Below are 20583 nucleotides of genomic sequence, written 5' to 3' on the forward strand. Positions count from 1 at the left end.
CTAAATCAACCACATTTCAGTTGATAGGACCTAAACATGGCTAAAAAAAACGTAGGTATTCATGAGCGATTACAGGGTATTGGCAGAGAGTTCGTCGATATCTGTCATTACGTTATCTTGTTTTTAATCAGTGTGGTGGTGTGGACGGCAGGCAAGGAGTTTATTGAGATCGTCCAAAAAGGCTCAGCGGACTTAAAAGATATCTTGATGTTATTTATTTATCTTGAACTGCTAGCGATGATAGGGATTTACTTTAAAACCCATCGTCTGCCCGTACAGTTTTTGATATTCATTGCGATAACGGCGTTGTCGCGGCATTTGGTGGTCGATGTACAGGCCGTCTCAGATTATTTTCATTTGTGGCTGCTAGCGACGATTTCTGTGGCGATTATGCTGTTGAGTGGCGCTATCGTGATACTGACATGGACAGCGAAAACTTTTGGCCGTCCAGAGGATAATCTCGATAAACAGCATGCAAACCTAATAGTGAATGCATTGTTGCCTGATAATGCGCAAGCGCCTGATAGCCATACCAAGCATCGCCGTGAGTGATATATGATGATCAACACAAAAAAGGGCTACCACTGGTAGCCCTTTTTTTATCCGATATTTTTCATTACAGCCACTTTAGCCGCTTAAAGTTATAGTATAAGTAACTACATAGTGCGATGATAACGACCATGATGACAAGGTAAGCATACTTCCAATGCAGCTCAGGCATAAAATCAAAGTTCATGCCATAGATGCCAGCAATGGCCGTCGGTACGGCTAAGATACCTGCCCATGCTGCCAGCTTACGCACGACCTCATTCTGTCCCATATTGACCATGGCCATATAAGTATTCATAACCACGCTCAGCATTTCATTGAGACCATTGATGGCATCTAACGAGTGCAAAAGATGGTCATTGACATCACGGAAGTAGGGCTTGGCGGCCTGAGAGAATCCAGAGACAATCTCGCTTTTTTTATGATTGATAAAAAAGCTACAAATGTCTTGGACAGGCAGGATAATAGCACGCATATGTACCAGCTGAGACTTGAGCTCATAGAGGTTTTTTAAGGTGCTTTTATCAAACTCGTAGGTAAAGACATAGCGTTCTTGCTCACGCAAGTATCGACCCAGTCGGTCGGTGATCGGCATATAGTTATCGACGATAAAATCGAGTATGGCGTGTAGCACGAAGATAGGGCCCATGCGCAGCTTTTCGGGGCGACGATGACAATGTTCACGCACAGGTGCATAAGAATTTGATGGCCCATTACGGATGGTAATCAGGTAGTTTTTGCCCATGAATATCGCGGTCGTGCCGTAGCGAATGACGTTGTCCTCTAACTTGGCTGTACGCAGCACCACAAAGACCATATCATTGTCGTAGTTCTCAACTTTGGCACGTTGATGATCTGCGAAAGCATCCTCAATCGCCAGTTCATGTAGATCAAACGCTTCTTTGACCTTCACCATGGTTTCTAGACTGGGGTCATAAAGACCGAGCCAAATAAATTGACCACTATTATTCAGCGCACGACTGACATCATTGAGTGCCACTTTATAAAGGTTTTCACCCGTCTTACGTGAGTAAGCGTAGCAGTTGACGACTTCATCTGCGCTCGATAGGTCAATATCTTCATAGCGCTCAGAGTCGGGGTCATAGACCGTCATGGTCTCAATGGTATCCTCACTTGTCGCAGCGACATCACCATAAATATAACTGTCATCGCTGTCTAGATAAAGATGCTGGTCGTTCATATGGGCATATATATGATCCATATTGGAATCAGGTGCAATGCGAGCCGTCTTCTTAATCAATTGATTATTATCGTTTTCCATACACTCTCCTGTCATATAATCAAAAACGTCAATAATCGAAGTTTACCGTGAGCATGGCTACTGTTTTAGCGTGTGCTCACTTTACCCACAGTAAGTCGGTTTTAGAGTGCATAGCTTTTTAGCGTCTCGATATCTACCAATGCCAGTAGGCTCTCATGACAAGCTTCTAGCTTAATTTGCGGGGCAATATCAAAATCTAACGCCTCAACCCAGCGCAGTGCACAGATACACCAGTAGTCACCAGGTTTTAGACCCGCAAAGTTGTATTCAGGCAGTGGCGTTATAAGGTCATTACCGCGACTGGCAGAGAAGTTTAAAAACTCGCTGGTCATCTTGGCACAGACGGTATGCTGACCGACATCATGGTTGCCTGTATGACAAAACCCATTACGATAATAGCCAGTAATAGGATCGAAGCAACAGCTGGCAAGCGCCGTGCCTAAGACATTGGTTTGGTTGATGGCAGGGTTTGGGTGGTAATCAGATGACATAAGGCTTCCGAGATAAAAATATGTGTTAGTGTATCATGAGTCTGTACCGATGATGCTGCCGTAATCATGCTCATTATCTGATGGTTAACAAAAAATAAACCTCTTGTCTATGCGCCCAATATTAAGCCAAATACATCAACGATAACGGCTGCGTCCGCTACGACCCTAACCTGCAGTTGGACAGTAATTAGATAGCGATTGTGCCTAATTGTCACTAGGCGAACCTTGAGTGCTATGCTAAACTAAAGCATAAAGTGCCTTGATTATTTGTCGCTGTTTTTTAGCGCATAAAGATACTCGTCTTATCATTCTAAATTATACTTATTATTCACCCTTTTGCGGTTACCTGGTTTGTTTATAAATAATTGGGTCAATGATGTTGCGCGTTAAATATAAAAACACAACGTCAATACTCGGCAAACCACCTTTTAAGTACCGCATCAGTACCGCGTTTTTGGTAAGCGATACGCCAAACAAGGATTTATTGTGTCTGTTAGTTCTGATTCTGCAAAACCTGCCCAGCCAAATGCTACCAACGAAACAGTGACTCAGTCTGCTGAAAACAGTGCTGTTTCCAATCACAAGCCATTCTTAAGTACCTTTGCCAGCGATGTGGCCAATAGTTGGCTGCTGCCAGACGGTGTGGTTGATGTGTTGTTTGAAGATGCTCATAAGCAAGAAGTGCTGAGGCATCAATTGATTGAGCAGCTTATCACGCATGGTTATCAGCTGGTTTGTCCGCCGATGATTGAATTCACCGAATCTTTGCTAAGCGATGCATCAGAAGATCTTAAGCGTCAAACCTTTAAGATTATTGATCAGCTGACTGGTCGCTTGATGGGTGTACGCGCTGATATTACCCCGCAAATTTTGCGTATAGATGCGCATCACGGCGGTACCGGTATTGCGCGTTATTGCTATGTTGGTGATGTGATACATACCTTACCATCAGGTCTGTTCGGCTCACGTACGCCACTACAGTTAGGTGCTGAAATATTTGGTTGTGCCTCACTTGCCGCAGATATCGAACTGATAGATGTGCTGTTTACGATGGTCAATAAACTTAATATGAGTGCCGCGCTCCATATCGACTTGGGTCACGTAGCGATATTTAAGCGCTTGGCTGAATTGGCTGAATTATCAGACAGTGATACTGAGCAATTGATGTACTTATATGCCAATAAAAACCTGCCAGAGCTCAAAAGTGTTTGTCGCACGCTATCGATGGGCGATGATTTTTACGTGCTGGCACGTTTCGGTCACGATATTGCCAATCTGTTGGCAAAACTGTCAGACACTGCGCAAAAAGACAGCGAGATCGCAACGGCTGTGGATGAGCTACAACGCCTAAAATCACATCTACAAAAGCAGTGGCAGTGCCCTGTCAGTATCGATGTGACCGAGCTATCAGGCTATCATTATCACACGGGCATCGTGTTCAATGGTTATATCAATAGCGAAACGCAGCCACTCGTGCGTGGCGGTCGTTTCGATGGTATGCAAAGCCAGACGCAGGCATTGCGCGAGGCGACCGGCTTTAGTATGGATGTCAGCCGATTGCTGGCTCATACACAGTTAGCTGCACCTACCGTTGTCTTGGTTGATTTTGCCACTTTGACTAATGCAAATACAGATGAGATGCAGACACTATTACAACAAGTTGAAAGTCTACGTCAGCAGGGTTACCGCGTCACCATGCCATTAGATATCGCAGATTGTCCCGTTGGCATGACGCATCGTTTGAGCATGGCTGACAATAGCCAATGGCATCTGCAAGCGGTTTAATGACCAATTTATTAAGCACAATCACTAAGTACCAGTTATTCACTATAAGCTGTTAAAACGCTAAACGAGTCGTTAGATACATGGGTATAAGTACAGGTATCTGCGACAGAGTCATATTGGTTTTTTAATGGTTATTGCACACACCTCAATACATAAAGGTAAGGATTGATCATGGGTAAGAATGTCGTAGTTTTGGGTAGCCAATGGGGCGATGAAGGTAAAGGTAAAATCGTTGATTTACTAACCGAAAAAGCCTCAGCAGTCGCGCGCTTTCAAGGCGGCCATAACGCTGGTCACACGTTAGTTGTCGATGGCAAAACCACCGTCCTGCATTTAATCCCATCAGGTATCTTGCGTGAAGGCGTGACGTGCTTCATCGGTAACGGCGTCGTATTAGCCCCTGACGCATTGTTAAAAGAGATGAAAGAGTTAGAAGACAACAACGTACCTGTACGTGAGCGTCTGCGCATTTCACCGAATTGCCCACTAATCATGCCATATCACGTAGCGCTTGACCAAGCTCGCGAAGCCAAACGTGGTTCTGGCAAAATCGGTACAACAGGTCGTGGTATCGGTCCTGCGTATGAAGATAAAGTCGCACGCCGTGCCATTAAGCTTGCTGATTTATTCCGTGAAGACTTAGAAGAAAAACTACGTAACCTAATCGAATATCATAACTTCCAACTGACTCAGTATTATAAAGTTGAAGCGATTGATTTTGATGAGACGCTTAAGCTTTGTAAAGAGTGGAAAGAAGAGATTAAAGGGATGGTTACTGATGTAACTGAAGACCTAAATCAATTGCGTCTTGCTGGCGAAAACCTAATGTTTGAAGGTGCTCAAGGTACGCTACTTGATATCGATCATGGTACTTATCCGTTTGTGACCAGCTCAAGTGTAACCGCTGGTGGCGTGTCTACTGGTACTGGTATTGGTCCATTATATTTAGATTACGTACTGGGTATCACCAAAGCTTACACCACGCGTGTTGGTAGTGGCCCGTTCCCAACTGAATTGTTCGATGATGTTGGTGCTCATTTGGCCAAAGTTGGTCATGAGTTTGGTGCGACCACTGGTCGTGCGCGTCGCTGTGGCTGGTTCGATGCTGAAGCATTACGCCGCGCTGTGGTACTGAACTCTATGTCAGGTATTTGCTTGACTAAGCTTGACGTATTAGATGGTCTTGAAGAGCTGCTAATCGGTGTGGGTTACAACCTACCTGAGACTGAGTGTGCAGGCGCACATGATGCTGAATTCTATGAGTCAGTTACGCCTAAGTACGAAACCATGCAAGGCTGGAGTGAGTCAACCGTTGGTGTAACCAACTATGACGACCTACCAGAGAATGCTAAAAAATACATCAAACGTATCGAAGCATTGATTGGTTGCCCAGTTGACATTATCTCAACTGGTCCTGATCGCGAAGAGACTATCGTATTACGTGACCCATACGACGCATAATTTGTACTACAAACTTGATTAGATAGTTTTAGTATTAATAAAAAACCCCAGTGCTGAGCACTGGGGTTTTCACTTTTTTCAGAATTCATAGCATTATCAACCATTAATGCATAATAAATTTACTTTTATGCAAGGTATGGTCATAAATTAGCCCTATCATTTATGATCTTAATCATTATAATAGGCAGCAATCCTATGTTGGCGCTCAGGTTTTAGATTTGACCAACAATAAGTTAGTCAAGTCCGCCCAAGTCAACATTGTGGCTAACGATAAAACAAAGCATTAACTCTTTTATTTTTTACCGAATTTATCATTTATTAGGAGCTTTTCATGGCTAACGAACGTACTTTATCTATCATCAAACCTGACGCAGTTGCTGGCAACCACATCGGTGCTATCTACAGCCGTTTTGAGCAAGCGGGTCTAAAAATTGTTGCTGCTAAAATGATGCAACTTGATGATGAAAAAGCAGGCGGTTTCTACGCTGAGCACGCTGAACGTCCATTTTACAACGACCTAAAATCTTTTATGATGTCAGGTCCAGTACTAGTATCAGTACTAGAAGGCGAAAACGCTATCGCTCAGCATCGCGAAATCATGGGTGCTACTAACCCTAAAGACGCTGCTGAAGGCACTATCCGTGCAGACTTCGCTAGCAGCATCGATGAAAACGCAGTACATGGTTCAGATTCTGCAGATTCTGCAGCACGTGAAATCAGCTATTTCTTCAGCGATGATGAAGTATGTGCACGCACGCGCTAATAGCAGCGATTATTAATGTCAGCTAATATTTAGCATATTGATTGTTAATAATTGGTTTTGCAAGACGGCTTATATCTTATGGGTATAGGCCGTTTTAATTAATTGCTCATGTGCAGCTTCGACTATATCTCCAACTTCGACTATAATAGAGCAAGCTGAATTGAAATCGGTCAAGATTTGCCTCATTATCTTATATTAGTCAGTGTTATCAATCCTTTGTCAGCATTATTTTACTGGATTTCACCAGTCATTTGGTAAAACTGGTTGTCCAAAAATATACGCTCACAAAGGATTGCTCATGCATTCATGCCATACCTATGTACGGCAAAGCTCATATCAATAATTGCATTGCTCACTTAAGCTCATGCAAAAAGGTTACCTATTATGTCCACTGTTCAAGCTCCTACTCAACACGTACCTGCCAAACTTACTGATAGCATTAAGCTGGTAGACGAAGCGCACGCAAAGACCAATCTACTTGGCATGACGCAAGCCCAACTTGCAGAGTATTTTAAGAGCATTGGCGAAAAGCCTTTTCGCTCGACGCAGGTGGTGAGGTGGATATATCAGCAAGGCGTGACGGATTTTGAGCAAATGACCAATTTGAGCAAGTCATTACGTGATAAATTATCACTCAATGCTTGTGTGGTGCCGCCAAAAGTGATTCATCGTCAATATAGTGATGATGGCACGCGTAAATGGGTGTTTGAAGTCACGGGTGGCTCATTGGTTGAGACCGTTCTTATTCCTGCAGATGACAGCAAATTGAATGGCCGTAAGACATTATGTGTGTCTTCGCAAGTGGGCTGTGCGCTGGACTGTAGCTTTTGTAGTACGGGCAAGCAAGGGTTTGAGCGTGACTTAACTGCTGCTGAGATCATCGGTCAGCTGTGGGTGGCCAATGCGTCTTATATGACTGACGAAAATGACAGCTTAGAAAATGTCGATCATAGCATATGGGAAAACAACGTCACCAACGTCGTGATGATGGGTATGGGCGAACCGCTATTGAATTATAAGCCTGTGGTTGGCTCAATGGAGCTGATGCTCAGCGATCATGCTTACGGCTTATCAAAACGTCGCGTCACTTTATCAACTTCAGGCGTTGTGCCAAAAATGTATCAGCTCGCGCAAGATATCGATGTGGCATTGGCCATTTCGTTACATGCGCCTAATGACGAGCTGCGTAATGAGCTGGTGCCAATTAACAAGAAGTATCCGCTAGAAGAGCTGATCGCTGCGGCAAAAAACTATGTATTTGACGTCAATCCGCGTCACAAAAAACATGTCACGATTGAGTATGTGATGCTTGATGGTGTCAATGACAGCAATGAGCATGCTCACCAGTTAGTTGCGTTATTGGAAGGGCTACCGAGTAAGATTAATCTTATTCCGTTCAACCCGTTCCCACATGCAAACTATGACAAATCAAGCAACAATCGTATTCACGCGTTTAGCAATATACTAAGTGAAGCAGGTTTTGTTTGTACCATTCGTCAAACCCGTGGTGATGATATTGATGCGGCTTGTGGTCAGCTTGTAGGTCAAGTTGCTGACCGTACCAGACGCTCAGCAGCATGGCAGCAAAGCATCAAAGATCGTGAAAACGTCTAATAGGGTCTTAAACGGAAAAATTTAGTATTTGATTGTTTTAAGGCATGTCATCAATTGGCACATGAATATATTTAGTGGCCTTAAAATTGATGGCCTTAAAGTGGCTAAATTTTGCTAAACATCGTCAGAAATTTTGCCAATATGTTCATATTAATGGCAATTTCTTTCTTGTTTATCTAGCATTTTTCTCATTTTAAGCCTCACTATTTAATTGATGACACACCTAGAAGCTAAGCTGTCTTTTATCTGTCGCAACGGTAATGAAAATGTAGCAATAACGGTCAAGGTGGAATAAGAGCGCAATTAGTCACAACTAAATTGTACTTATAGGGATTAAATCTATTAAACTGATGCCTCGAGGATCGAACGCATTGAACCAACAGTTTTATGATGGCGGCTATGATGACTTCTAAAAATTCTTGTCAGTTCAAATATCAAAAAACATTTTTTAATCGTCAAAAGCGAGCAGATGCATCGACTGACCGAGCCATGATGTCAAAGCAGGTCATCTTAGTGGCCACAATTTCTGGACTGCTGATGAGCGGCTGTCAAACCACAACGTCTAATGATTTGACTAGCAGCACGCCTTATCAGACATCGACACGGCCCAGTGATGATCGCAACTTGGATCAGCAAGAAATTGCTCGTGTGCGTACGTCACTTGCAGCTCAATATATCCGCAAAAATGAGCTTGATACGGCACAGCGTCAGCTCGAAAAAGCCTTTGCTGCGGATAGCCGTTACGCGCCAGCCTATGATATGATGGGTGTTTTGCTGCAACAAGAAGGCAGTCGCATCAATCTTGCAAAAGCGGATGAGTACTTTAAAAAAGCCATCGCGCTTGATAAAGAGTTTGTGCAAGCACACAATAATTATGGTGTTTATTTATCGCAGACAAAACGCTATCGTGAGGCGGCAGAGCAGTTCGAGATTGCAGGGGCATCGCTAGGCTACGAAGGCCGTATCGGTGCGCTGGAGAATCTAGGGCGTACTTATCTTCAGTTAAAGGATAATAGCGCCGCTGCCAAAGCATTTTTGCGGGCACTCGATGGCAATCGCAGTAGCATTATCGCCCATATCGAATTGGTCGATTTGTTGCTAGAGCAGCAGCGTGTGCCGCAAGCCCAACGTCTATATGATGAGACGTTGATGCTGGTGCAAGGGCAGGGTATAAGCCCGCGTTTGCTGTTACAAGGTATCAAGCTTGCTGCAGCACAAAACAACATAACAACACGCCAGCAATTGGCACACAACCTTTTATCCGCTTATCCACTCAGTGATGAAGCGAAACAACTTAAGACTTGGCTGAATAATCCAGAGGCACCATGGAAATGACCACCCCATCATCGAATACTCAATCTAACGCTCAGGGATCATTTGGTGCCGTGTTGCAGCAAGCCCGTAAACATAAGAAAGTGAGCTTAGAGGAGGTAGCAGCCGAGCTGTTTATCCTCAAGCGTCATCTAGAAGCCTTAGAGACCGAAAACTTTACTGAGTTGCCGCAAGCTGCCTTTGCTCGCGGTTTTGCGATTAACTATGCCAAATACTTGGGTCTTGATTCTGCAAAAATCGCTAGCAGTTTTGATACCGCTTATCCCAAAGAGCTCAAGGCTAAATCGATTAATAATACCAATACGCCACTGCGTCCGATGGGTACCTTGCAGCGTGACACGCACAATCGCATTCGTTTTAACCCGCTACTGATTTTAGGGGTTGTTGGGCTTATCATCTTGGCCGTATTTTTATTCCGTATGGTGAGTAATGCCAGTCAAGAGAACAACGCGGAGCCAGTGTCTACGGTTGAGGACATATCCGCTATCGAGCAAGCTCAAGGGGCGGCCATTAATATCGATAACGATACCAATGGCGTTGGTGCCTCTGGCTCTGCATTGAACCTAGGAGATGCTGGTACTGCGTTTTTGAATATGAAGCTGACAGCCGATGCAGTGGTTAGTATCACTGATGCGTCTGGTAACAGTTTGATAAGTGGTGCTCAGACCGCTGGTGATTATGATTTATCAGGGACGCCGCCGTTCAATGTGCAAATTGACAATATCGACAATGTCAGTTTGATGCTCAATCAGAAAGCAGTCGCTCTAGAGACTTATGCAACCGATAAACAAGCGACCTTTGAGCTGACGCCATAATTTTGGTCTGACGTGAGTTGCCAGCCTTAATGGCAATTTTCAGTCGCCAACCTATGTGGTTTTTAGTACAGCGACCCTATTGATACACTGTTGATACACTGATTTTCGTGCATTACCCTGCGTTTTTTTATTTTTGTTTGAAGGATTTATGTATGTCAATGCCATCGCCTATTAATCGTCGTTTGACCAAAAAAATCTATGTCGGTGATGTCGCGGTTGGTGGTGATGCGCCAATCAGTGTTCAAAGTATGACCAACACAGATACTTGCGATGTGGCAGCGACAGTGGCTCAGATTGAGCGCTGCGTTGAAGCTGGTGCTGATCTGATGCGGGTCTCTACACCGACGATGGATACGGTCAAAGCATTTGGCGAAATTCGAAAGCTGGTCAGCGTGCCTTTGATTGCAGATGTACATTTCGATCATAAGATTGCATTGGCCGTTGCCGAAGCCGGTGCCGACTGTCTGCGCATCAACCCTGGTAACATCGGTAGTGATGCCAAAGTACGTGAAGTCGTCGCCTGTGCCAAATACCACAACATTCCTATTCGTATTGGCGTCAACGCAGGCTCTCTAGAAAAAGACATTCAGCGTAAGTATACCGAGCCGACTGGCGAAGCAATGCTTGAATCAGCGATGCGTCACATTGACATTTTAGAACGTCTCAATTTTGATCAGTACAAAGTATCTGTTAAAGCCAGTAATGTATTTTTGACATTGGATGCGTATCGTCTGATCTCTGCGCAAATTGACAACCCATTACATTTGGGTGTGACCGAAGCGGGTGTATACCGTACAGGCGCGGTCAAATCTGCCATTGCCCTTGGTGGGCTTTTGCTTGATGGCATTGGCGATACCATTCGTATCTCACTGGCAGCAGAGCCTGAAGAAGAGATTAAGATTGGTTTTGATATTTTAAAATCGCTGAATATTCGCTCTAATGGCGTAAACTTCATTGCTTGCCCAAGCTGCTCACGTCAAGAGTTTGATGTCATCAGAGTCATGACAGCATTAGAGTCACGTTTAGAAGACATTCGTGAACCGATGAATCTGTCCGTGATTGGTTGCAAGGTAAATGGCCCAGGAGAGGCAAAAGAGGCAGATATCGGTATCGTTGGTGCGGCTCCGCGTTCATTGGTATACCGTATGGGCCAAAAAAGCCACCTGATCGATACCGATAATTTGGTCGACGAGATAGAAAGTATGGTACGCGCCCATGCAGAAGACTTGGCTAAAAAGCGTGAGAATGAAATTATTCGCGTTAGGTAAGCTAAACAATCACTCATATATAGACAATAAAGATAAAAATATCTGTTAAATTTTAAGGACATAACCGTACCATGATCAAAGCTATTAAAGGGTTCAATGATATTTTGCCTAACCAATCAGCAAAATGGCTGCATCTAGAAGCAATATTGGCTGATGTGCTGGGCAGATACGGTTATGAGCATATTCGTTTGCCTATCGTTGAACAGACGGATTTGTTTGCACGAGCGATTGGCGGTGCCACTGATATCGTCGAAAAAGAGATGTATAGCTTTACTGACAAATCAGATCCACCAACGCCATTGGCATTACGTCCTGAAGGGACAGCAGGGGCAGTACGTGCAGTCATCGAGCATAATTTGCTACGTGGCGATACGCCAAAACTCTGGTACATCGGTCCTATGTTTCGTTACGAGCGTCCGCAAAAAGGCCGCTATCGTCAGTTTCATCAGTTGGGCGTGGAGAGCTTTGGTAGTGCGCTACCAGACGCTGATGCTGAGCTGATTGCGATGACGCATCTAATGTGGCAAGAGCTAGGCTTGAGCGATGAGATGCATCTGCAACTAAATAGCTTGGGTGAGCTGGATGAGCGCCATGCCTATCGCGAAGCCTTGGTTGAGTATTTGACAGATAAAAAAGACCAGCTAGATGAAGACAGTCAACGTCGCCTGACCACCAATCCGCTACGTATCTTAGACAGTAAAGAAGCAAGTACTCAGGCCCTATTGGCTGACGCGCCAAAACTGGCTGAATTTTTGGGTGAAGAGAGCGTGGCGCATTTTGAGCAGGTGCAGTCTTATCTAACAGCACTTGGTATTACTTTTGAGATCAATCCGCATTTGGTACGTGGTCTAGACTATTATAATAAAACGGTTTTTGAGTGGGTGACTGATAAGCTTGGTAGCCAAGCGACCGTTTGTGCTGGTGGTCGCTATGACGGCTTGATCGGACAATTGAAGTCTATCGGCAAAAATGACGATCAGTCAGACAAAAAGTCTGTAAAATCTGAGCCTGCTGTTGGCTTTGCGATGGGTCTTGAGCGTTTATTACTATTGATGGAAGTGGTGGCACCGATTGCTGACGTACCTGCTTGTGATGTGTTTGTTGTCGCTCATCCAGAAGTGTACAGTGCAGGCGTGGGTTACGCGCAAAGTTTACGCTATAGTCGCCCCGATGTGCGAGTAAAAATGGCGAGCGCCACCAGCTTAAAAGCACAAATGAAAAAAGCGGATAAATCCGGTGCTGCATTGACCATCATCATCGCTCAGCAAGAGATTGATGATAATACGATCAGCATTAAAGACATGCAAACAGGTGAGCAAAAAACGGTTGCACAAGATTGGCTGTCTAATAAAGACAACTTTTTAGGTCAATAATCGGTTTAGGCTTTCGCATCCGCACCTCAATGTAAATTTATCAGGTAAACACATATGGCTTTGACCCCTAATTCGCCGAATGCAGACAACTCCATGCAAGCGTTAAAACAGTATGGCAGTTATATTCTTACTGCTATTTTGGTGGCACTGGCCGCCTATTTTGGTTGGACTTATTGGCAAAACAATCATGCCAGAGTAGATACGGTTGCCGCCGATCAGTATGCAGACATTCAGCGATTGAATGAAGAGGTCAATTTGGCTTCACAAAACCCAGATTTAGAAGCAGAAGCCCAAGCGTCTTTAAAGCAAAGCCGTGGCCAGTTGGACAAAGATATCGACGCTTTGGTCAGTACCCATGGTGAGTCAATCTATGCCTGGCAAGCACTGATGATTAAAGCCCGTCAGCAAGTAGATAGTGATGATTTTGCTGCTGCTACTGAGACATTCAAGAAAGCCTTGGCCATTGATTTGGGTGATGCAGGATTAGAGGCGATTACTCGTCTACGTTATGCCAAAACGCTTTTGGCTACGGGCGATGCCGATGCAGCATTAGCAGAAGCTAACAATGATATGCCAAGCTCGTTTGAAGCCAGTCAACAAGAGCTACTAGGTGATATTTATCTGGTACAAGAAAATAAAGACTCAGCTATCAAATCTTATAACAATGCGTGGAAGCTATTAAGCAGCCGTCAAGAAACGCGCGCAGTGCTGGCATTGAAAATGGAAAGTTTGGGTCTGTCTCCTGAACCCATTGCTGAGCAAACCGCCCTTATTCAAGAGTCCGCTGCTATTGAACAGCCACTAGTGGTAGACAGCTCAGAAAGCACTACTAACGAAGGCGCTCAGTAAGTCAGTAGAATAGTATTGAGCATTGGTAATCATTTAACGTTTTTTGCCTATGACCCAATGATGACTGATTTGCTATCGGCCCATTCATCAATTAATAATAATTTATTTGTAGTGAGAACATATAATGACTCAATCTATTCGCTCTAACAACATGCTCAATATGAAAACCATTAAAACCACTGCTATGCATGTCGCGGTACTGGCTGTCATGAGTACGGCAGTCATTGGGTGTACCCGTGGTATCAAGCCAGTGGTTAACGATCCGGTCAAATTGGTACAAATCGCTCAGCCAATCAGCGTGTTACAGCCAGTTTTTAGCACCGATGTTGGCAATAAAAAAGCCAGTAAAAAAGACCCATTGAACTTGCAAGTGGGTTATGCCAATGGTCAAATCGTGACAGCATCGCGTGGCGGCGAGCTAACAGGGTTTAATGCCACAGGCGAGCGTGTATGGTCTATCAATGTTGACGAGCAAATCACTGGCGGTGTCGCTGTGGATGCACTCAGTCAAACGGCGGTGGTCAGTACTCGCAGTGGTAAAATACTGGCATTTGATAGTGCCACTGGTGCAAAACGCTGGCAGCACCAGTTATCAGGTTCTGTATTAACACCTGCACTGATCGCCAATAACCGTGTGGTACTGTCTGCAAATGATGGTTTCTTACATGGTCTATCACTGCAAACAGGGCAGTCGGTATGGCAGTTTGCGACGCAACTCCCTGCCATCAGTGTGCGCGGTAGTGCTGCTCCCACTTTACTAGACAACCAAACGGCGTTATTGGCAACGGCTGATGGCCGATTGCATGCGATTACCATTGATAATGGTCTGCCGCAGTGGTCCAGACGTGTCGGTATTGGTACTGGTAGCAGTGAAGTTGAGCGCATGAGCGATGTGGATGGTATGCCTATCGTTGACAAGAACCAGCTGTTTGCAATCAGCTACAGCGGACAGTTGCTAGGAATCGATTTGGCATCGCGTCAAGTGATGTTCGTTAATGAATTGGCTAGCCTAAACGCCTTGGCAGTGAACCCAAAGCAAGTGATTGCTACGAGCTTAGAGGGTAAAGTCATTGCTTATGATCGTACTAGTGGCGAGACATTATGGGAAAGCGAAGCACTGGCTTATCGCGATCTCACCAACCCTGTTATGATTGGCAACTACATTGCCGTTGGCGATCTAGATGGTGTGATACACTTATTTGACCCTGCTACTGGTAACATCGTTAGCCGTATCGAGACAAAAGGGGCATTGACCAGCTTGCAAGTACAGGGTAGTCGTCTGATGACTCAGAGTACATCAGGACAGGTCGCTATCTGGCAACTGACACGCTAATAAATGAGCAAGTAAGACATTAAATAAATACAATCAAAAATATGACCACTGATGGGTTATTTTGATAAAATTATGAAGTGCTTATACTTCTTATCGCTTTTTGTGACACAAACGCTGCTTAGTCAGCGTTTAGTGCCTTGTGTAAACTGCTTGTTTAACGACAGGCTTTCGCGTACTCTATGCGACCGATACGCCATAGGCGTTATCCATATATACTAAATTCAGCCGGTTTTTTAATTATACAATAGCTGGCTATTGTTTCATCATTTTTTAATTTTCGGTCAAATATAGCGCATCTATACTATTGTTGAACAACTGGTATAAGCGTTGCTGTATTGTCCGTCATTATGCCTTTCACTGAGAGTAACCCATGAGTATCAAGCCTGTCGTCGCCTTAATTGGTCGTCCAAACGTCGGTAAATCTACCCTATTTAATCAGTTCACAAAAAGTCGGCAGGCATTGGTTGCTGATCTTTCAGGATTGACTCGTGACCGTCAATACGGTGATGCTACCTATGAAGATAAATCTTTTATTGTAGTAGATACAGGTGGTATTGGCGAAGCCGATGATGGCCAGGGTAATATTGATGATTATATGTCTGAGCAATCACATACCGCCATTCATGAAGCAGATATCATTGTATTTGTGGTTGACGCCCGTGCTGGTATGATCGGTGCAGATGCCGAGATTGGCAAATTCTTGCATACCTTAGGTAAGCCTGTTTATGTGGTTGCCAACAAAGTCGATGGCGTCCATGACTCTGCACCTGCAGAGTTCTATGCATTAGGATTGGGCGAGCCGTACCCGATGGCTGCTAGCCATGGTCGCGGTGTGGGCAATCTGCTTGAAGTGTTGACCGCTGACATGCCTGAGCAACTGAACGTGGTAGAGCCAGCAGGCTTGAAACTTGCCATTATTGGTCGTCCAAACGTGGGTAAATCGACGCTCGTCAACCGTCTGTTAGGTGAAGATCGAGTCGTAGTATTCGATATGCCTGGTACGACACGTGACAGTATTTATATTCCTTATAAACGTGAAGGCAAAGACTACGTGTTGATTGATACCGCTGGTGTACGTCGCCGCGGTAAGATTGATGAAAAAGTAGAAAAGTTCTCTGTCATCAAAACCTTGCAGGCGATTGAAGACTCTAATGTGACTATTATTGTTATTGATGCTCATGAAGGGATTGTCGATCAAGATTTACACATGATTGGTTATGCTCTGGATGCAGGCCGTGCTCTAGTCGTTGCCATTAATAAGTGGGATGGTCTCACTCAAGATCAAAGAGACTATATTAAGATTGAAATGGATCGCCGTTTTAACTTTATACCTTATGTAAAAATACATCTGATCTCTGCACTACACGGCACAGGCGTGGGTAATTTATATCCCTCTATCTTGCGTGCTTATAAGTCTTCAATGTTTGAAGTATCGACCAATCGTCTGACTCAGATATTGCAAGATGCTGTCACAGCGAATCCACCGCCAACAGTGGCTGGTCGCCGTATCAAACTGCGTTACGCCCATATTGGTGGTCACAACCCACCAGTGATCGTGATTCATGGTAACCAAACCAGCTCGCTTCCTAAGAGCTATCAGCGTTATCTAGAAAACCAATTCCGCCAAGTGTTTAAGCTTGAAGGCACACCGCTTAACGTGATTCTCAAGCAGAATGACAATCCATATGCCAACAAGAGCGATACACCAACCAAAGCGAAGGCACAGCAACTGCGTCAGCGTGAACGTAACCGTACGCAGAAATTCACGACCAAAGACAAAAAGCCTCGTTAATTGTACAATTGACTGATGGATAATCTGTTTTACCGTGCTATTGAGTACGGTAAAACATACCCAAAATAGGGCTAAGTAACTCTGCAATTCTTATGCTGTCACTGAAATCAAAAATCAGTCGCAAAACGCCTAAATGTTTTTCTTATCACGCCTTCAAAATACCTGTACTATAAGTGAAAATTACCTCAAACCAGTAGAGTGATATGAACAGCCGTTCGTCTCAAACCATGCCCGTGCTTATTTGGCGCTCTGTCGTACAAGCTTTAGTTGTGGCTGTGTTGGCAGGTATCTTGTTGTCTTTTGTTTATGGCTTGGTACATCACTATCAAGATAAGCAGCAACATATCCAGCAATTAGCGGCGCTATTGACAACCAGTGCCTCGACTGTCGATGGTGCAAATGTGGTGGCTGAACAAGTAAATATTTTGTTAGAGAACGAGCCAACGATTCAAAGTATCGTTTTTTATTCAACCGCTCAGCCTATCAATGAGGTCAGTCCCTTACTCGATGACTGGAAAAATGCATTGTTTGCTGCTACTGTCAGCTTTAACTACCCAGTGGTCAGTAAGTATATCGGCAACGCAGATTCTAGACGTTCAGGCTCTCATCAACGACTAGAGACGGCTTTATTAGAACACAAAAGTGAGAGTACCGAAAAGACTGCGTCAATCACAGACGCCACTGAAAACAGTACATTGATTGGTTATATCAACATTACGATGGATGTAAATATCCTACGGATGCATTGGTTTCGTAGCATCCTATGGTTATGGCTGATAACCGTTACCTTGACCGTTCTCTTTGCGCTATATATCTTCAGAAAACTTAACTGGCCTATCAGAGACATCGAAGCATTGGTCGCTGTCTGTAATACGGTGACAAAAAATCCAGAATTGGAACAATTACCCGTTATTCCGCAGCGTTTCAACTTTCAAGAAATGGTACAAATAAAACAAGCGTTGGTAGTGCTATTCAATCGACTACAAGACACCAAACAAGGCTACGAAGCCCTTGCTGCCTTTGAGCAGCAATTGCACAATAAGGATGTGTCGCTTGATGTACAGCTGCACAACTTTCAAAGCATGATATCTCATGAATTAAAAACATCATTAAATGCAATTGTGGGTGGTTTGCAGTTATTAGATGATGACACCTTAAGCAACGAGCAAAAAGACGCGGTTGAAATCATCAGCAATGGCAGTGACAAACTGGTGCTATCACTGGATCATATTATCCAACTGAACCAAATTCAAAAAGGTCAAATAAGACTGCATACAAACGAGTTTAATCCACTACAACTGATTGCAGATCTTTTGGCGATATTTGAACCCATTGCCAATCAAAAAGGACTGCGACTGGTCAGTAATATCCATCATATAGACTACAGCCTGTATGGCGATTCAGGAAAAATCGAACAAGTTTTGTCTCTATTACTCAGTAATGCCATTAAGTTTACGCCAGCGGGGGACGTCACGATTACCTCGCAACTGACCCATTTTAGTAAGAGCAATCGTTGGCAGATCAGTGTCAAAGATACAGGCATCGGTATTGATAGTGAGCATATAGATGATATCTTCAATCCGTTCTTTCAGGTAGATTCATCACAAACTCGGCAGTATGAAGGGTCGGGTGTTGGGCTCCCTATCGTCAAACAAATGACCCAGCTTATGGGCGCTAGTATTGAGGTCGAGAGTATGTTGGGCGTAGGCACTCAGTTTACGTTGACCATCGCTATGCCCAACCAACAGCAGTCTAGGCAGCAGCGTCTACTGGCAGGTTTGAACATTATTTGTTTTTATCATCAAGAAATAGGGTCGCTGGCAAGCGAGTTAGAATCTTTGGGGGCTACTGTTATCTGTCATCAGAATCCTCAACGGGTCATCGATGCGATGAGTAATAGCAAAATTGAGATGGTGATGTTTGCTGAAGATGTTTTTCCAGATAAAGCAGAATTATTAGCCAAGCGTGTTCGCGAATATGAACGTACCGAAAGTGATAAACGTGCCTTACTGATATATTGGTATCCGCAGCATCGAGTGCGTTATATGGACAGCTTTGAATACGGCTTAAAAGCGGCTGGTATTGATTACTGCTATAGCGCTGCTTATAAAGGCAAAGCCTTGGGTGATTTACTCAAGCGTTGGTTGGTATGGACATAATATCTGGTTCAAAAAATCTAATTAGATGAGGCGTTCTTGTATCGTCTGTACGCGTTAGATACCTTTATAGGGACTCTTATCTTAGACGCTGTTTAATGCTTGATTATCAATAAAAAAGACGCCTCAAATGAGGCGTCTTTTTGGCTTTATGATAAGCATCATGGACAGATAAATGACCTTTTAGAAAAGGTTTTTTGCCCAGCGTACGACGCGTTGCCAAGTACGGCTCATAAAGCCAGACTCTTCAACGTCGCTAGTTGCCACGATAGGAACAGAGGCGACTGCTTTACCGTCGATAACGGCCATCATTTTGCCAATTTCTTGGCCTTTTTTGATGGGTGCTTCTAAGCTTTCAGGAATATCAACTACTGTCGTGATTTTATTCTTTTGCGTTTTGCTGGTTAGAATCTGTAAATTGTCACCAATAGCCAGCTCAACCTCATCCGCTTCCCCGAACCATACTGGAATTTTGCTAACGAATTGTCCAGCAGGTGCTTTAGTAACGGTAGTGAAGTGGCCAAAGCCCCAGTTCAATAATTCACGTGATTGATCAGCGCGTGCTTGCTGACTCTTGGTACCCATGATCACAGAAATTAGGCGCATACCTTCGCGATTACTAGAGGCAACCAAGCAATAACCTGCCGCATCGGTATGGCCAGTTTTTAGGCCATCGACGGTTGGATCAGTAATGAGCAAGGCGTTACGGTTACCTTGAGTAATACCGTTATAGGTAAACTCTTTTTCTGAATAGATACTGTAGTAGTCGCCGCTATTTTTGATAATAGAGCGTGCCAGTTTGGCCAAATCCAAAGCAGAAGCCAAATGACCTTCATCAGGCATGCCAGTCGCATTGACAAAATGAGAGTTCTCCATGCCAATCTTTTCTGCTTGTTCATTCATCAAGATAGCAAATGAGGCTTCGCTACCAGCGATATGCTCAGCCATCGCTTTTGACGCGTCATTACCTGATTGAATGATAATACCGCGTAACATATCAATCACGCTGGCAGTTTTATTCACTGGTACATACATACAAGACTGGCTGCTACTGCCACGGCACCAAGCATTGGCACTCATCAGTACTTGCTCATCTTCTTTGAGATCACCTGATGCTAGGCGCTGCTCAATGATATAACTGGTCATCATTTTGGTTAGAGACGCTGGCGGTAGCGACTCGTTGGCGTTTTTCTGTGCCAAAATCTCACCAGTATTATAGTCCATCAATACATAGGCGGTATTATCCATCTCAGGTGGCTGTATGGCTGCGTTTGCCATCACTGCACTCATCGAGATACTTACACCAACTACCAGCTGTACTAGCTGATTTTTTACACGCTTTACTGTCATATATCATTACACCGCATCATGGAACCAAATGTATCTATCGCTTGTGCTCAATACCAACCTTCATACATTATTTTAAGCAGCATGTCTTAAACATCATGTCTAAAATAATGTATTAATGAAAACAGGGACGACTGTACGATAGACATAAAATTAACGCCTTATCTTAGCAAAATGCCAACCGATGGGGAATCGATAAATGCAAAAATAAGGCAGGATAAAAAAGAAAAGTGACGATCTATCAAGTGTTTGCTCTCATCTAAATATATGAGCTCTGATAAGAACGAATACTATACACAAAAAAAAGCCTGCTGTAATGTTCGTCAATGACCAACAGAATTACAGCAAGCTTTTCTCTTACATCAATCAAAAT

16 protein-coding genes are annotated in these 20583 nt (G+C 44.0%); 13 read left to right on the plus strand and 3 right to left on the minus strand.

The window, feature by feature from the left end; genetic code table 11:
• Nucleotides 1–36: 36 nt before the first annotated feature.
• Nucleotides 37–552: a phosphate-starvation-inducible protein PsiE gene (locus I6E86_RS03160; RefSeq protein ID WP_197175203.1), complete on the plus strand. Its 516-nt coding sequence runs from the start codon at nt 37–39 to the stop codon at nt 550–552.
• 64 nt (nt 553–616) lie between these two features.
• Here the strand turns inward: I6E86_RS03160 and corA are convergent, their stop codons facing one another.
• Both corA and I6E86_RS03170 read right to left on the minus strand, forming a co-directional pair.
• A complete protein-coding gene (gene corA, locus I6E86_RS03165; protein WP_413786984.1) occupies nt 617–1771 on the minus strand; it encodes a magnesium/cobalt transporter CorA in 1155 nt (384 codons plus the stop codon).
• A gap of 161 nt (nt 1772–1932) precedes the next feature.
• A complete protein-coding gene (locus I6E86_RS03170; RefSeq protein WP_194362833.1) occupies nt 1933–2322 on the minus strand; it encodes a DUF2237 family protein in 390 nt (129 codons plus the stop codon).
• 486 nt (nt 2323–2808) lie between these two features.
• Between I6E86_RS03170 and I6E86_RS03175 the strand changes: the two genes are divergently transcribed.
• From I6E86_RS03175 to I6E86_RS03230, 12 genes are all read left to right on the plus strand, one after another.
• Nucleotides 2809–4107: an ATP phosphoribosyltransferase regulatory subunit gene (locus I6E86_RS03175; protein WP_197175216.1), complete on the plus strand. Its 1299-nt coding sequence runs from the start codon at nt 2809–2811 to the stop codon at nt 4105–4107.
• 171 nt (nt 4108–4278) lie between these two features.
• Entirely contained in the window at nt 4279–5568 is a 1290-nt protein-coding gene (locus tag I6E86_RS03180; RefSeq protein WP_110922316.1) for an adenylosuccinate synthase, read from the plus strand.
• Between the two features lie 331 nt (nt 5569–5899).
• Nucleotides 5900–6331: a nucleoside-diphosphate kinase gene (gene ndk / locus I6E86_RS03185; RefSeq protein ID WP_197175218.1), complete on the plus strand. Its 432-nt coding sequence runs from the start codon at nt 5900–5902 to the stop codon at nt 6329–6331.
• Nucleotides 6332–6715: 384 nt separating this feature from the next.
• Nucleotides 6716–7945 carry a 23S rRNA (adenine(2503)-C(2))-methyltransferase RlmN gene (rlmN, locus tag I6E86_RS03190; RefSeq protein ID WP_197175222.1) on the plus strand — a complete coding sequence of 410 codons (1230 nt, stop codon included), beginning with the start codon at nt 6716–6718 and terminating at the stop codon, nt 7943–7945.
• A gap of 399 nt (nt 7946–8344) precedes the next feature.
• Nucleotides 8345–9280 (plus strand): type IV pilus biogenesis/stability protein PilW, encoded by a 936-nt coding sequence (gene pilW / locus I6E86_RS03195; RefSeq protein ID WP_227680513.1) that lies wholly within the window; start codon nt 8345–8347, stop codon nt 9278–9280.
• Entirely contained in the window at nt 9271–10092 is an 822-nt protein-coding gene (locus tag I6E86_RS03200) for a helix-turn-helix domain-containing protein (RefSeq protein ID WP_227680514.1), read from the plus strand. Before pilW ends, I6E86_RS03200 begins: the two co-directional genes overlap by 10 nt.
• A 152-nt stretch (nt 10093–10244) precedes the next feature.
• On the plus strand, nt 10245–11360 hold the full coding sequence (gene ispG / locus I6E86_RS03205) for a flavodoxin-dependent (E)-4-hydroxy-3-methylbut-2-enyl-diphosphate synthase (RefSeq protein WP_194362838.1): 1116 nt from the start codon (nt 10245–10247) through the stop codon (nt 11358–11360).
• A 71-nt stretch (nt 11361–11431) separates the two neighbouring features.
• Nucleotides 11432–12733, plus strand: a complete 1302-nt coding sequence (hisS, locus tag I6E86_RS03210; RefSeq protein ID WP_197175235.1) for a histidine--tRNA ligase — start codon at nt 11432–11434, stop codon at nt 12731–12733.
• 54 nt (nt 12734–12787) lie between these two features.
• Nucleotides 12788–13582 (plus strand): YfgM family protein, encoded by a 795-nt coding sequence (locus tag I6E86_RS03215; protein ID WP_197175237.1) that lies wholly within the window; start codon nt 12788–12790, stop codon nt 13580–13582.
• 124 nt (nt 13583–13706) lie between these two features.
• Complete coding sequence (bamB, locus tag I6E86_RS03220) at nt 13707–14915, plus strand: outer membrane protein assembly factor BamB (RefSeq protein ID WP_197175239.1); 1209 nt, start codon at nt 13707–13709, stop codon at nt 14913–14915.
• A 370-nt stretch (nt 14916–15285) separates the two neighbouring features.
• Complete coding sequence (der, locus tag I6E86_RS03225; RefSeq protein WP_197175250.1) at nt 15286–16707, plus strand: ribosome biogenesis GTPase Der; 1422 nt, start codon at nt 15286–15288, stop codon at nt 16705–16707.
• A 203-nt stretch (nt 16708–16910) separates the two neighbouring features.
• Entirely contained in the window at nt 16911–18866 is a 1956-nt protein-coding gene (locus I6E86_RS03230) for a sensor histidine kinase (RefSeq protein ID WP_197175252.1), read from the plus strand.
• Between the two features lie 180 nt (nt 18867–19046).
• Here the strand turns inward: I6E86_RS03230 and I6E86_RS03235 are convergent, their stop codons facing one another.
• On the minus strand, nt 19047–20213 hold the full coding sequence (locus I6E86_RS03235) for a D-alanyl-D-alanine carboxypeptidase family protein (RefSeq protein WP_194362844.1): 1167 nt from the start codon (nt 20211–20213) through the stop codon (nt 19047–19049).
• Nucleotides 20214–20583 lie beyond the last annotated feature (370 nt).

It is taken from the genome of Psychrobacter sp. SWN149, assembly GCF_015864565.1.
In the GTDB taxonomy this organism is placed as follows: Bacteria; Pseudomonadota; Gammaproteobacteria; order Pseudomonadales; family Moraxellaceae; genus Psychrobacter.

Coding starts and splice junctions, on each gene's coding strand:
- I6E86_RS03160 (WP_197175203.1), top strand. CDS start 37: ATGGCTAAAAAAAACGTAGGTATTCATGAGCGATTACAGGGTATTGGC.
- corA (WP_413786984.1), bottom strand. CDS start 1,771: ATGGATCATATATATGCCCATATGAACGACCAGCATCTTTATCTAGAC.
- I6E86_RS03170 (WP_194362833.1), bottom strand. CDS start 2,322: ATGTCATCTGATTACCACCCAAACCCTGCCATCAACCAAACCAATGTC.
- I6E86_RS03180 (WP_110922316.1), top strand. CDS start 4,279: ATGGGTAAGAATGTCGTAGTTTTGGGTAGCCAATGGGGCGATGAAGGT.
- ndk (WP_197175218.1), top strand. CDS start 5,900: ATGGCTAACGAACGTACTTTATCTATCATCAAACCTGACGCAGTTGCT.
- rlmN (WP_197175222.1), top strand. CDS start 6,716: ATGTCCACTGTTCAAGCTCCTACTCAACACGTACCTGCCAAACTTACT.
- pilW (WP_227680513.1), top strand. CDS start 8,345: ATGATGACTTCTAAAAATTCTTGTCAGTTCAAATATCAAAAAACATTT.
- I6E86_RS03200 (WP_227680514.1), top strand. CDS start 9,271: ATGGAAATGACCACCCCATCATCGAATACTCAATCTAACGCTCAGGGA.
- ispG (WP_194362838.1), top strand. CDS start 10,245: ATGTCAATGCCATCGCCTATTAATCGTCGTTTGACCAAAAAAATCTAT.
- hisS (WP_197175235.1), top strand. CDS start 11,432: ATGATCAAAGCTATTAAAGGGTTCAATGATATTTTGCCTAACCAATCA.
- I6E86_RS03215 (WP_197175237.1), top strand. CDS start 12,788: ATGGCTTTGACCCCTAATTCGCCGAATGCAGACAACTCCATGCAAGCG.
- bamB (WP_197175239.1), top strand. CDS start 13,707: ATGACTCAATCTATTCGCTCTAACAACATGCTCAATATGAAAACCATT.
- der (WP_197175250.1), top strand. CDS start 15,286: ATGAGTATCAAGCCTGTCGTCGCCTTAATTGGTCGTCCAAACGTCGGT.
- I6E86_RS03230 (WP_197175252.1), top strand. CDS start 16,911: ATGAACAGCCGTTCGTCTCAAACCATGCCCGTGCTTATTTGGCGCTCT.
- I6E86_RS03235 (WP_194362844.1), bottom strand. CDS start 20,213: ATGACAGTAAAGCGTGTAAAAAATCAGCTAGTACAGCTGGTAGTTGGT.